The organism is Streptomyces sp. GESEQ-35 (genome assembly GCF_017948485.1).
Classification (GTDB): domain Bacteria; phylum Actinomycetota; class Actinomycetes; order Streptomycetales; family Streptomycetaceae; genus Streptomyces.
Genome location: NZ_JAFFSX010000020.1, coordinates 141002 through 155044, shown reverse-complemented (window position 1 = coordinate 155044; position 14043 = coordinate 141002). Strand labels below are relative to the sequence as shown.

Annotated in this window: 7 protein-coding genes and 1 pseudogene; 4 read left to right on the top strand and 4 right to left on the bottom strand. The window is 71.0% G+C overall.

The genetic code is table 11. The features are described from left to right. Positions 1-188 precede the first annotated feature (188 nt). Together KCH87_RS32145 and KCH87_RS32140 are read left to right on the top strand one after the other, a co-directional pair. Positions 189-1685 carry a DUF1996 domain-containing protein gene (locus tag KCH87_RS32145; RefSeq protein WP_210590419.1) on the top strand — a complete coding sequence of 499 codons (1497 nt, stop codon included), beginning with the start codon at positions 189-191 and terminating at the stop codon, positions 1683-1685. A 233-nt stretch (positions 1686-1918) separates the two neighbouring features. Further along, positions 1919-2536 carry a hypothetical protein gene (locus KCH87_RS32140; RefSeq protein ID WP_210590417.1) on the top strand — a complete coding sequence of 206 codons (618 nt, stop codon included), beginning with the start codon at positions 1919-1921 and terminating at the stop codon, positions 2534-2536. Positions 2537-2559: 23 nt separating this feature from the next. On the opposite strand, the pseudogene KCH87_RS32135 reads toward KCH87_RS32140, so the two are convergent. After that, positions 2560-2809 (bottom strand): annotated as a pseudogene (locus KCH87_RS32135) (response regulator); the annotation flags it as partial. Positions 2810-2930: 121 nt separating this feature from the next. Between KCH87_RS32135 and KCH87_RS32130 the strand changes: the two are divergent. After that, complete coding sequence (locus KCH87_RS32130; protein ID WP_374199062.1) at positions 2931-3893, top strand: methyltransferase domain-containing protein; 963 nt, start codon at positions 2931-2933, stop codon at positions 3891-3893. After that, positions 3890-5371: a glycosyltransferase 87 family protein gene (locus tag KCH87_RS32125; RefSeq protein ID WP_210590415.1), complete on the top strand. Its 1482-nt coding sequence runs from the start codon at positions 3890-3892 to the stop codon at positions 5369-5371. Before KCH87_RS32130 ends, KCH87_RS32125 begins: the two co-directional genes overlap by 4 nt. Positions 5372-5656: 285 nt before the next feature. On the opposite strand, the gene KCH87_RS32120 is transcribed toward KCH87_RS32125, so the two are convergent. From KCH87_RS32120 to KCH87_RS32110, 3 genes are all read right to left on the bottom strand, one after another. Continuing rightward, positions 5657-6064, bottom strand: a complete 408-nt coding sequence (locus KCH87_RS32120) for a DUF1257 domain-containing protein (RefSeq protein WP_210590413.1) — start codon at positions 6062-6064, stop codon at positions 5657-5659. A gap of 44 nt (positions 6065-6108) precedes the next feature. Beyond that, the gene (locus KCH87_RS32115) at positions 6109-7719 is read right to left on the bottom strand and encodes an Hsp70 family protein (protein ID WP_210590410.1); all 1611 of its coding nucleotides are present in this window, start codon (positions 7717-7719) and stop codon (positions 6109-6111) included. Positions 7720-9646: 1927 nt separating this feature from the next. Beyond that, positions 9647-14041 (bottom strand): hypothetical protein, encoded by a 4395-nt coding sequence (locus KCH87_RS32110; RefSeq protein WP_210590409.1) that lies wholly within the window; start codon positions 14039-14041, stop codon positions 9647-9649. Positions 14042-14043 lie beyond the last annotated feature (2 nt).

Below are 14043 nucleotides of genomic sequence, written 5' to 3'. Positions count from 1 at the left end.
ACCTGGCGCGGGCCATGGCCGGAGCGGGCTGGTGGCTTCGTCTGCCAACCCCGTGGTGCCGGGCTGTCGCTGAGCGCGGCGCTTCGGTCGGGCCTGCATCACGAACGGCATCGGCATCGAACGCGCCGTGGCGGTGAGCGGAAGCGCCACCTGGCCGGCGCTCGCCCCAGAGATCTCAAAGGAGCCCCATGCGACGGAGCACGCGCAAGCGATCGAAAACGACCCGCCGGGCCATCGCGGCCGTGGCGGCGACTGCCCTGGGGGCAGGGGGACTGATAGCGGTGAATGTGTACGCCTCGGCCGGTGAGAGCGGCAGTGGCAACACCACCAAGAGTTCGTCCCAGGATCAGCTGAACCAAGCCATGGCGGCGGGGGCCGCCACCATTGACTGTCCCGATGTCGGTACCCGGCTGCAGCAGGTGCCCGATCAGGCCAGGGCCGAGGTCGACAGGGAACTCGCGCTGCTGGACCAGCAAGTCGCGGATGCCTACCAGCGGTTGCAGAGCTCGACCCAGGCCGTACGGCAGGACAGCAACTTCGCCAACAACGCGATCATGAGCCCGCTGAAGGAAAAGCGGACCGCGACCATCGACCGGATCGCCATCGCCATCGGTCGTACAGCAGACCGGCCGCAAGGTCTGGAGTCCTTGGCCGCCTGTACGCTCCGCGCCGCCGAGAATCAGGCCGGCAACGGGGAGGGCGGCGAAGATCAGAACGGCCAGAACCCGGGGAACGGGCAGGAGGAGCCCGCCGACAGCGGTCAGGCCGGCAACGGTCCGGTCGCCGCCGACTTCGTGGACATCACCACCGTCCAGCCCAACGTCAACAGCCCCCAGCAGCAACAGAACGCCTCGCTCGGCAAGTTCAGCACTGACTGCGGGGTAAACGCGAACAAGCTGTACAACACCGACAACATCATCGTCGCCCCGGGTGTGGACAATGGAGCGCACCACACGCACGACTATGTCGGCAACCAGGCGAACGACGCCTTCGCCAGTGACGAGGACTTCGCGGACGGCGAGACCACCTGCCAGAACCAGGGCGACAAGTCGTCGTACTACTGGCCGGTTCTCCGCCTGCAGGACGGCACCCAGGAGTTCGACGCCGACCAGGCGGGCGGGGGCGCGGAGGGCAACGCCGGGAAGATCCTCACGGCGTCACAGGTGACCCTGGAGTACGTGGGCAATGCGGCCGGCAAGGTCGTGGCGATGCCCAAGTTCCTGCGGATCATCACCGGTGACGCCAAGGCGTTCACCAACGGAACAGCCAATGCCAACGCCGCATGGAGTTGCACCGGCTTCGAGGACCGACAGCTGACGGACAAGTACCCGATCTGTCCCGAGGGCAGCAGTGTCGTCCGGACGTCCAAGTTCCAGAGCTGCTGGGACGGCCGGAACATCGACAGCGCCAACCACCGTGATCACGTCGCGTTCGCCGACCCGAACACCGGTGCCTGCCCGAACGGCTTTCAGGCCATTCCGCAGCTGGTGCAGCGCCTGGTGTACGACGTGGACGCGCCGAGCCTGAACGACAACGGACAGTCGAGCGCCTTCTACGCGGTGGACGGCTTCCCGGAGCAGATGCACAAGCCGATCACCGACCATGGAGACTTCGTCAATGTCTTCGACGAGCAGGTGATGAACACCCTGGTCGACTGCATCAACACCGGCCAGGAGTGCAAGTGACCGTGCTGCGCTGAGCCACTGACCGGGCCTGCCTGCGGCCATCCCATACCGCAGGCAGGCCCGCGCTTGGCCCTCCTGCTGGCTGTGCGGGAGACACGCCGCATGCGACGGCGGCCGCCTTCGTAAGTCCGAATCCGCTGACGCCTGTTGCACCTCTCGCGGGTGTCTTACGGGTGTCTTACGCGTCGGCGGCAGCGGCGGTGCCGTGCTCGGCGGGTTCGTACGGTGGCGCGATGCGAACTCTTCGTACGACGGCTCTGGTGACCGTGCCGCCCCTGCTGCTGGCCGTGGCGGGTCTGACACATCCGCGCCATCTGACGGCGGCGACGGCCGACCACTGGGCCGGGCTGCACATCGTCCTGCTGCCCGCCTTCCCCCTCCTGGTCCTCGGCCTGCTGGTCCCGTTGTGGGGGAGGCCGAGGCGGGATGTGGAAGGCGCCCTGACCGTGCTCGCGTGGGTCGGCTGTTTCTGCTACGCCGCCTACTACACCGGGCTGGACGCGGTGGCCGGCATAGGCGCCGGGACGGCGGCGGGCACCGGTGTGCGCGGGGTGGTGGGGCGGCTGTTCGCGACCGGGGACGAACTGGGCCGGGCAGGGGTGTACGCGCTGGCGGTCGCCGCCCTCGCCACGGGCCTGGTGCTGTTGCGGCGCCACGGTGTGCGGGTGCTGCCCGGTGTCGTGGTGGTGCTGGGGGCGTGCTGGTCGTTCTTCGACAGCCATATCTTCTGGCCGCGGGGCGTGTTGACCATGGTCGGCTTCGCCGTGGGATTCGCCCTGCTGGTGGTGGCGTCCCGGACCGGTGACGTCAGGCAGCCGCGCGCCACGGCCGGAAGCCGGACGAACTCCTGACGGACCCCCATCGCGCGGTCTGCGCGGTCCTCATCGTCACCACTCGCGGTCAGCATGGTCACCGGCAGCGGGCTTACCCACCGGAGGCGGCGGCAGACCTCCAGCCCGTCCATGCCGGGCAGCATCAGGTCCAGCACCACCAGGTCCGGCGGGTGCGGCGGCCCCGGCCGCGGCGGTGGGGCCGCCGGCGGCCACGTCGACGGCGAAGCACGCCCGGTTCAGACAGCCGACGACGACCTCGGAGACGGTGGGATCGTCGTCCACGACGAGCACACGTTCACGCTGGTGAGTCTCGCGGTGGTGTCCGGTCGTCTGCGGGTGCGGCCGTGGACGTCAGCGATCCGTAAGATCGCCAAGTCCCTTATGTCCCTTTCGTGTTCGTAGGGTGAGTGGGGTGATCGAGACCTCCCCCTCCACCCCTGCCCGGGACGACGTGGTGCTGCCCTGCCTCGACGAGGCCGAGGCCCTGCCCTGGGCGCTGGACCGGATCCCGGCCGGTCGGCGCCCGAACGTCGTCGACAGCGGATCGACCGACGGCTCCGCCGATCTGGTCATGGGCCGACGGCGGCCCGCACCCGCGGATGGGTTCGAACCCGTAGAGCCGGGCGAGCCGTGGACCGACGATCCCTATGCCCACGCCCTTCGCGCCGGCCGTGGTCTGCTGTTCCTGCGCCGTCTGTCATCCACTGATCACCCGGACGCCCTTCGCGAGGCGGTACTGCCGCTGGACGTCGAGCGCTGGTGCGCACCTCCCGATACCGCCGACACGAGTGTGCTGAGCCGCTGCACCGGTCCGGTCCTGGACGTCGGCTGCGGGCCGGGCCGTCTTGTGGCCGCGCTGGCTGTACGTGGTGTACCGGCGCTGGGCGTGGACGTCAGCCCGGCCGCCGTCGCCCGGACCCGGCGGTACGGGGGTGCAGCCGTACGGCGGTCCGTCTTCGAGCGTCTGCCGGGGGAGGGCCGCTGGGGCACCGTCCTGTTGATGGACGGCAATGTCGGCATCGGCGGCGATCCGTTCGCCCTGCTCACCCGGCTGCGCGAACTGGTCGCTCCTGGCGGGCGCCTGCTGGCCGAGGTCGCCCCGCACGATGTGGACGAACGCCTGACCGTCCGCGTCGAAGACGGTCAGGGACGGCACGGCCGACCCTTCCCCTGGGCCCGTATTGGTATCACCGCGCTGCTGTACGCCGCCGACGCCACCGGCTGGGTTCCGACCGGCCGGTGGACGGCCGACGGCCGCCCCTTCCTTGAACTCCACCGTCCGAAGCCGAAGCCGAAGCCGAAGCCGAAGCCGAAGCCGAAGCCGAGGCACGGCAACGCCCACGCCACGGCCATCGGAAGGCCCGCACACCCATGACCGAAACCGCCACCTCCCACCCGCCGCAACCCCGGCCGACCGACTCCCTGCAAGAGCGGCCACCACGGCCGGCGAACAGCGGCAGCCGTCGTACGCATATCCGCGTCGCCGTCACCGCGACCCTGCTTGCCGCGCTCACCGCAACGGTCATCGACACACTTCACGCGGGGGACAGCCTGAGCAACCCCCGCCGTCTGCTGGCCGGTTACGCCGTCACCTGGACCCTGTTTGCCGCGGCTGCCTGGACGGTCCGAAAGGTCTCGGCCCGCGCCGCGACCGGTCTCGTACTGGCCGGGTCGGCCGCCATCGCGCTGGCCGCGCTCGCCACCCCGCCCCACACCAGCAACGACATGTTCCGCTATGCCTGGGACGGCCGGGTCCAAGCCGCAGGCATCTCCCCCTACGCCGACCCGCCCGCCGCCCCCGAACTCGCCCACCTGCGCGACGACTGGCTCTTCCCCACCGAAGGCGCCTGCGAGGACTGGGGGGTGACCCGGACGGACAGCGGCCTGTGCGTCCGCATCAACCGCCCCACCGTCCCGACCATCTACCCGCCCGTCGCCGAGGGCTGGTTCTTCGCCGTGCACACCGTCTCCCCACCGGACAGCCGCCACAAGCCGCTCCAAGTCGGCGGCGCGGTCCTGGCGTTCGGCACCACCGTGGCCCTTCTGGTCGTGTTGCGCCGTCGCGGAGATCCCCGGCGGGCACCGGCCCGCGCCGCCTTGTGGGCCTGGTGTCCGGCTGTCGCCTTCGAAGCGGTCAACAACGCCCACATCGACACCCTCGGCGTGCTGCTCACCGTCCTCGCCCTCGGTACCGCCACCGCCGGCGCCCGCCGCGGCGCACTCCTGGGCGCAGCCGTCGCCGTGAAACTCCTGCCCGTCCTGGTGCTGCCCGGCGCCCTGTCCGGCCAGCACAGTCCGAAGCGCATCACGCGACTGCTCGCGGCCGTCGTCGCCGCGGTCGCGCTCGCCTACCTGCCTTATGTCGCCGCCTCCGGTGCCGGCGTCCTCGGCTACCTCCCCGGCTACCTCCAAGAGGAGGGCTACCAACCGGGTCACGTACGGCGCTTCGCCCTGCTGCGGTCGCTGTTGCCGGACGCCGCCGCCGGAGTGGCCGCGCTCGTACTCCTCGCACTGGCCGCCCTGTACGTGTGGCTGCGCGGCGACCCCGCCCGCCCCTGGCGCGGCGCCCTGCTGCTGACCGGCACGACCCTGCTGCTGGTCTCGCCCAGCTACCCCTGGTACTCGCTGCTCGTCGTCGCTCTCGTCGCGTTGGACGGCCGCTGGGAATGGCTGACCGTCACCTTGGCCGGCACCGTCCTCTATCTCGCGGGACGCCTGCTACCCGGGGTTCCCCTTCAGACATGGGCCTACGGTGCGGCCGCTCTGACCGTTCTCCTCGGTGCCTGCCTGCGCTCGGGCCGGACACGCCGGATGATGCGCAGTCGGCGCGGACGGCTGCCGGTCGCCGTGTGAAGGTGCGTCGTCACTCTGAGCGGGTCGGCCGGCGTGACTGTGCGAGCGGACAAGATCGGCTTACTGCTGGAGCGACCACTCCGCGGGCATCGGATTCGAAGGGGGCTCAGTGGAAGCCGAGTTGGCAGGGTTGGCGACGGCGGCGGTGACGGCTCTGACCGGGTTGATGGTGACGGAGTCGTGCGTACGATCTCGGCCACGGGCGCCTGCTGCGACCTTGTCGCCGGGATGCCGCAGGCCAATGTGGTGCATGCGGGCGTGGTCGGCGATGACGTGAGTGCTGCTTCAGGTGTAGCGGCGCAGGACGAGGCGGCGTCGGCCGTCGTCTTCGAGTACGTCGGAGTCCACTTCGTAACCGTTGTCCTCGGCGTAGCGCAGGGCGGCGGTGTGGCCGTAGGCGCGGGCGAGCCGGGTCAGCCATGGGTGGTCGTAGGGGTGGCTGTCGTACTCGCTGATGACGGCCTCGAAGGTGCCGTCGTCACGCCGGCGGAAGCCGATGTCGTTGCTCAGGCGGCCGATGTGGCGGCGGCGGATGATCACTTCGGCGCGTTCGGGGCGGGCGTCGCCCTGGTAGCCGTAGAGGGTCTGCGGGGTGTCGTGGGTCTCGACGGTGGTGAAGCCGAGCGTGGCGAGGGCCTGGACGAGCAGGTCGGGGTCGTGCAACGCGGTGCGGACACGGGTGAAGTGGGACATGAGGACTCCTCGGATGTCATGACGGGAGGGGCGGCGCCGGCTGGTCACGCCAGGCGGACGACCGGTTGCCGGTCCAGGACCAGCGTGTGTCTGCGCAGGTCGTAGGCGGTGACGGTGAGGCGTTTGTGGGCGTCGATGCGGAAGTCGAGGCGGAATCGATCTTCTCCGGCGGCGGCGGGAGGGTCGGCCTCAAGGAAGGTGGAGCTGTCCTCGTTGAGCCAGAGCATGGAGCGCTGCTGGCGTTGTTGCGGGGTAACGGTCACGGTGCGGGCGCCGCCGCCCGTGTCGAAGGCGATCTCCAGTTCGGCACTGGCGTCGCGGTAGGTGGCGTGGGCGAGTTCGTAGACGGCCAGGCCGAGCCTGCGCTGCATGTCGTGCACCGCCCTGACGGTGAGTGTCCTGACCGGTTGCTCGGTGGGGTAGGGGGTGCCGGCCTCCACCAGGGTCTCGAACTCGTAGGCACCGGTGTCGTGGTCGACGTGCCGGATGGCGTAGTCGTGCTGGATGTGGTCGAACAGCTCGCTGCCGCCGGCGATTCCGGCCGCGCCGGCCGCCACCGCCTCCAAAGGCCGGTCCATGCGCACCACGTCGGGGTCGAAGTGCAGATGCACCAGGTCCTGCACGGCGGGGATGAGGCAGCTGCCGCCGACGAGGAAGACATCCCGGATGTCCTGGGTGCCGAAGCCGCGGGTGCCGGCCAGGTCGAGGCAAGAGCGCAGGGCCTGGTTGATCCGGCGCAGCACGCCCTTGTCGCGCAGCAGCGCGTCGAACTCGCCGCGGGTGACGGTCACTTGGTGGACGCGGTCGGTCCGGGCGTCGGTGGCGCGGATGACCGACTGTTCGGAGGTGGCAAGCTCCCGCTTGGCCCGCTCGGCGGAGGTCAGAAGGCGGCGGAAGACCTGGTTGCGGCCGATCTGGTCGCCGTGCGGCAGGGGGAGGCGGTCCATGGCGTGTTCGGCGAGGAGCGCGTCGATGGTGTTGCCGCCCAGGTTCAGGCCCCGTTTGGCGATCGTGCGCACCCCGGCGCCGGAGCCCGCCTCGTCCGGTTCCTGCACGCGGACGACGGAGACGTCGAGGGTGCCGGCCCCGAAATCGATCACGGCGAATGCGTCGCCGGGGTTGAGCCGGGCGCTGTAGCCGACGGCGGCCGCGGTGGCCTCGTCCACGACCCGCAGCCGGGCGGTGGGCAGCCCGTCACGGACCTCGCGCACCAGCCAGTCGCGGTAGCCGTCGAAGGACTCCACGGGCGCGGTGGCGACGATCTCCAGGTCGTCGTCCTCGATGGCGAGCACGGTCAGCGCCATGATGTCGCCGAGGAACTGGGTGGCCGCCTCCCGGCCGGTGATCCGGCGGTCGCCGAGGGGGCGGGCCGCGTCGTAGGCGTGTCCGGCGACGTTGCTCTTGGTGGACGCGAAGACGGTGAAGCCGGGGTCCTCGCCCAGGTCCGGGGTGACCTGGGCGCCGAGGCGGCGGGCCGTGCCGTCGTGGGCGTAGGCGATGAGCGAGGGCACCACCCGTTGGATTGGGCCGGGGCCCGCCTCGCGCAGTACGTCGACGCCGGGCAGCGGGACGGGGACGCCGCGGCCCGCCTCCTGGTCCCAGCCCGCCACGACGGTGTTGGCGGTGCCGAAGTCGATGCCGATACGGGTGGTCACCGGTGGTCTCCCTTTCTGCAGAAGCCGGCAGAGGGTGCATTACGCCTCCCCTGGCTCGATCTCGATCTCGTACGCCCCTGCCGTCGCCTTGTCGCGCGTCTCTCCGATGACGACGTCATGCCGGAAACGGTGCTCCAGACAGGTTCGCAGCACGTCCAGCATCTGCCGGGACTCGCCGTCGAGGGCCGGGTGCTCCAGCGCCGCGGCGACATCGGAGAGCGCTTGGTGGTTCATCAGCCCCATGGGCTTGGAGAGGGCCGAACGGAGGACGAGGAGCGGCAGACAGTACAGGTCGATGGTGGGAGCCGGGTCCGACGAGTACGCCACGGCCAGTACGTCACCGCGCGGCGACAGCCGTACGCGGTCCGGAGCGCGGTCGCCGACGAGGCGGACCGTAGTACGGAAGGGGTCCTCGGGCAGCGGGGTGCCGGGCGTTGTCGGCACGTCGAGGAACCACACGGCCGGGCCGAAGCGGCTGCCGGTCGCCACGAACCGGTTCAGCGCGGGTGACCAGGCGAGATCGACGAGCCGGGGCGCCGACGGCCAGTCGATCGAGAGTGGAGCCTGAGCGGAGACGAGCGGTTCATGCCATATGTCCATGGAGCCGGTTTCATCGGCTCGGACGAGAACGGCGTCCGACATGGCGCCCATGGTCACGGTGCGCAGCCTCAAACGACCCATGTGCAGAACGCTCACGGTGGTTCCCGCCCGGTCCGCGACCACGGCGGCGTTTCGGCCGAGTACGGCGATCAGACGGCCCTCGGGATCCGAGGTGGCGGTCTGGGGATGGAGGTCAGGCGTACCGTCGAGGAAGGCCCAGTCGGCGAGGGAGCCGCCGAAAGCGCCGACGGACACCGTCGATCGCGACGGATACCGGCCGCCGGGCCGTGCGACCAGGAGGAGGTCGCGGGTGTCGGCGACACGTTGCAGGGCGAGGATCTCGGTTGCTTCGAAGCCGAGCAGCGAGCGCGCGCCGTCGGGCGCGAGGCAGTGAAGGTGCAGGGAGCGCCGCACCGGACCGGTCTGTGCGTCGGCGACGACAAGGGTGTCGGCACCCAGATGCGCCAACCGGCCCAGCGAGCGCGCCAAGTCGTACCGGTGCGACACCGTGCTGCTGCCGATGTCGATGATCCCGGCGCGGCCACGCTCGCGATCCCGGTCTCTCGTCGATCCGGCATACGCGAGTTGGGTGCCGTCCGGCGCGAAGTCCAGGCCATTGAGCTCGTCGAGGTCCGAGAGCCTGATCCTGGTGTGCGGAATGCGCGTGGGCGACGACCCGGGACCGGCGTCGTCACGGATATCGGGGCCATCCCGCAGCCATGCCGTCACACCCCCGGGGCTGAGGGTGCGCAGCGCCTCGAACACCCGCTGGTCGTCCCGGCCCGACGGTCGCCAGTCGTGGAGGCGTTCAGCGATGTGCACGGCGTCGTACAGCGGCATCAGCGGGACCAGTGACCACAGGCGGTCCCAGTCCCGCCGAGCCCTGAGCTGCTCGACCAGGTGGAAGCGCTCCAGCCCGCTGAGCGAGGCGAAGTCGTCGCGATCGGAACGCTGGCCGGCCAGCACCCGCAGCACATCGATGTCGCCCAGCGCGGTCATCCTCTCCAGCAGGGCCCTGCGCACGTCGAGGGACGCGCTCCGATAGCCGAGTGCCAACAACGCGCCCTCGGGATCGAGCGCCCGGTACTGCTCCGGCTGGCCGGTCCGGACGAAGAAGACCGCCCGCTGCACCTCGTCCGCGGGGGCCAGTTGGTGGGCGGCGCAGAAGGCCGCCGTCTCCGGTGACTCGGGTGCCGCTGCGCAGAACAGTTCGACGGTCTCGGGGTCGCCCGGCGCAAGTATCCGGGCCCGAGCCCGCTCGCCGACGGGGTGATCGAAGCGGGCGGCGGTCCGCGCCAGCAGGTTCGGGGCCAGTTCCGCCTCCTCGTCACCGAGCGCCAGCCTGCTGAGGGCCCGCAGGCGGGGCTCGGATGCGCTCGCCGCATGTCCTCGCGCCGCCAGCAGCGCCCACAATTTCGGATCGGGCGTGTCCAGCCAGGCATGCCACACGGTGTCCACGGCCCGCCGGGACAGCCGGGAGACGAGGGGGAGCCGCAGAATCAGCGTGGCGGTTCGCCGGTGCACTGGCCTCACCTCGTCCCGTCGCCGAGGGCGATGTCATGCGGGCCGCCCGCGGAGCAGGCGCCCGCGCTGCCGAGGGCGATGTCGCCGCCGAAGCGATCCGTGAGGCAGGCCGCCAGCAGGTCGAGCGCCTCCCGCACCGCGGGGTCGCCGATCCTCGGGCGCAGTTCCCGTACGCGCCGCACGTCCTGCGGTCCGCTGTGCAGCAGCGGCTGTTCCAGGAGCGCACGTGCGGCGGGCAGATGGGGGCTGTGGACTTCGAAGCCCGACTGCCGCTCTCCCGGCCGACGACGTACATGTCCTGGCCCGGAGTCACGGCGAGGAGGCTCCGGCCCACCGTCCACCTCTCGTCGGACGCCGGGCCCTGCAGCCAGGGCGGGTTGATGCCGGACCAGGACCCGTCGGAGATGTACACCCGGGCGGCGAAGGCGTCGTCCAAAAGCGGTACTCGCCACTTCTCGAGGGGCCACCGGTTCCGGATCGCTCCCACATGCTGCTCGGTGCGGCGCGGTTCGCCGTCCGCAGGCAACTCCCAGATCTCGGTGTACTGGTAGGAATTCCCGCGCGGCTTCAGGTGCAGGGCCAGTGAGTTCCGCGAGAGGAAGGAGAGCGCCGGGGAGGAGAAGGCGTCATTCCCGGCCTTGTTGCAGATGGCCATCGTGTGGAGGACCTCTCCGTCCTCTGTCGCCACGTACGCATCCCCGAAACTGCAGAACGCGATGAGGTGAGCAGCGGGCAACGTCGTGAGACCGGAGTGGAATTCGTGGATCGACAGATCGCCGATCTTGCTCTCCTTGGTGAAGCACGGATTCGGCCGGTACCGCAGGCTGTCCGAGGCGGGGTCGACGAAGGCCGGCCCTCCCGGACTGAGCACCACCGCGCCGCGGCTCGCCCTCCGCAGGTCCGAGATGAGCGCCGCTTCGCCGACGGCCCCATACGTGGGGAGGATCCGGACGATCCGGTGACGGTAGTTCCTCGTGACCAGCCTGACGAGAATCTCGTCGCCGAGGTGCAGAATCGAGTTCCCGATCTCCCTTCTCGTCAGCGCCTTTCCGCCGAAGTGGCTGGTGACCTCGCCGGTGCCGATCCGGAGCGTCTCCACATGGAGCTCATTGGAGTCTCTCGACTTCCAGACCACGTATCTCAGGGCCACTTCGGAGGAATCCGGTGAGAAGGACGCCCCCTGCTGACTCGCGACGGGGCGATCCTCAAGGATGTCGTGCGTGATCAGAGGGCGCGCGGGCAGCCGGTCGATCAGGGCCTGCAGTTGTCGGGGGGACTGTGCCGGCGCTTCCGAGAGCAGTTCCGCCATCCCTTCGGTGCGCTCCGGCACCGGTAGCAGGCGGGCGGCCGTGGCCGCTTTGGCCAGGGGCAGATCGCGGGCGAGGCGGCGCACCTCCGCCCAGTCCTGATGCTCCGCCAACTGATGGCCGAGGTAGTCGAGTTCGTCGTACGACAACTCGGCGATCCGATCGCGTCGCTCGCCGGTGACGACCACCCGGATCACCTCGGTGTCGCCCTCGGCGGCGATGAGGGCCCGCAGCCGCTCACGCAGCCCGGGCGCTGCCGCCCGGTAGGCCAGCGCCAGCAACGAGCCGTCCGGGTCCATGGCCCGGCGCTGGGCATCCTGCCCGATCAGGGCCAGGTACGCGGCCCGGTCGGCGGGCTCGGCAGGAGCCACGGCCAGCAGGTCCAGTACGTCGGCGTCCGGTAGGCCGGCGGCCCGTACCGCTTCCTGCAGGGCGGGATCGGCCTCGGCGCACGCCTGCACCACCCGCCGCCAGGCCCGCCGGGCGTGCCGCCCGCGGGAGCCGTCGGCCCGTCGGCGAGCGGCGAGTTCGGTCAGCCGGACGGCGTCCTGTGTGCCGAGTGTCCTTGCCATACGCCTCACCCGCCCAGCTCGATCTCGTATTCGGCCACGGCCGGCCGGCCTGCCGTGCGCGGCGCCGATCTCCACGTCGTGGCGGAACCGGTGTTCCAGGCACGTCCGCAGCAGCGTGAGCGTCGTCCGCGCCTCCTCGTCCAGAACCGGGTTCTCCAGCACCGTGACCACATCCGTCAGGTCTCTGTGGCTCATCAGTCCCATCGGCTTGCCGATGAACGGGCGGAGCATGAGGGGGGAAAGGGCGTAGAGATCGATGTGACCCGGCAGGACGTTGCACACGGCGAGAACATCGCCCCGGGGGGACAGCCGCATGAAGGGGTGTGTTCGGGGCGTGGTGCGGCCGAGCGCGATCGGCTTCGGCACCAGGGTGCCGGGGACCGGCCCGCCGTGGGATGCCGGAGCGTCGAGGATTCTGAGGCGGGGCAGGTGCACGGCGATCTCCCCCTCCTGCAGGCTGAGCGCCAGAAACCTCCGCAGCGCGGGCGACCAGGCCAGGCCGATCAGCCTCCTGTCGTCCTGTCGCCAAAGACCCCCCGACACGGGTGCTCCCCTGGCGGTGAGCGGATCGCGCCACACCTGCACACGGCCTTCGTGACTCCCCCGGACGAGGAGGGACGGTGACAGGGCGGCGTACGGCATGCGGTCTTCGGCCGTGGACCTGCCGTTGTCGAGGGCAGCGACCACGGGGGCGGCCAGGTCGGCGATCAGGGCGGTCCGAGGGTCGAGTACGGCGATGAGCCGGCCTTCGGGGGCCACCGCGGCCGTGAGTCCCGGGTGGGGTCGACCACTGCTGAACACGCCGGTGTCGGCGAGGGTGCCGTCGGCCTCCCCGGCGAACAGCGCCCATCCCCCGACTCCGTCACGGCGTTGTGCGGCCAGCACGACGAAGCGCCCGTCACCGGCGATGCGCCGCAGCTGCCGGATGCCGGTGATGTGGGCACCCCCGAAGGAAAGCGTTCGCCGGCCGTCGTCGTCGCAGTAGGCGAGCCGCGGACAGTGACGTCCCCGCCCGCCCCGGTCGGGGCAGGACTCCACGACGACGACGGCGCCGGATCCCAGATGCGCGACCCCCGTCAAAGGGCCCGCGAAGCGACGCAGCCGGGTCAGCGTGCCGCTGCCGAGGTCGACCGTCCCGGCGTACCTGTCGAGACCCACGAAGGCGAGTCGACGGCCGTCAGGTGCGAAGTCGACATCGACGACGCCGGAGGCCCGCTCGGCCAGGTCCCCGAGCGTGATCCGGGAGTGCGGGGTGCCCCAGGCCGACGGCGCGGTGGAGAGGGCTTTCAGCTGCCGGGTCACCGGTCCCGCGGCGAGCAGTGCCTCGAACACGCGGCGGTCGTCCTCACCGGGCGGTCGCCAGTCGCCGAACGCGTGGACCACCTTGACGGCATCGGCGAGCGGGAGCAGCACCGCGAACGGCCACAGCCGGTCCCAGTCCCGCTGCTCGCTGAACTGCCTTGTCAGATAAGCGCGTTCCTTGCGGCTGAGGGAAGCGATGTCCTGGTCCCCGCGGCGTTGTCCGGCCAGCACCCGCAGCACATCGATGCCGCCGAGCCGGGTCATGGCCTCGCGCAGCGCCGAGCGCGCCTCGGGTGGCGCATCCCGGTAGTGGGCCGCCAGAAGCACGCCGTCGGGATCCAGCACCCGGTACTGCTCGTGCTGCCCGGTGCGTACGAAGAAGACGGCGCGCTCCACCGTGTCGGAAGGGGCGAGACGGTGGGCCGTGCAGAACGTGACCGGGTCCGGCGAACCCGAGGTCACCGCCACCGCGCAGAACAGATCGACGACACCCGGGTCGTCGCAGGTCAGCAGTCTCGCGCGGGCCTGCTCTCCGATGGGGTGGTCGAAGCGAGCGGCGGTGTGGGCGAGCGTCCAGGCGGCGGCGGCCTCTCCGCGGCCGGGTCCTGCGCCGCCGTCGAGCGCCAGGCGGCTGAGGAAACGCAGACGATGGTCGGACTTCGGTGCGGCGCGGTTCCAGCGCCTGAGCAAGGCCCACAACTCGACTTGGTGTTCGTCGAGCCAGTCGCGCCAGCCGGCGTCGACGAGCACGTCCGGTACGGCCGTCTCACCGCCCGCCAGTTCCGCCACGAGCGGCGACGTCCAGCGCCGCGGGGACGCCCCGGACACCGTCGGCCGCAGCCAGGTCCGCCACACGGTCTCGGGACCGAGGGAGTCGAGGGCGCGCGCCGTGGCCCGCAGGGCCGCCGGCGCACCGGAGTCGGCGGCGCGCAGCACGGTCTCCAGCGCCCGGCGACGCAGCCGGGAGTGCCGCCCGAGCGGCTGTCGCAGCATCAGCCTCGCGATCCGTGTCCGCATCG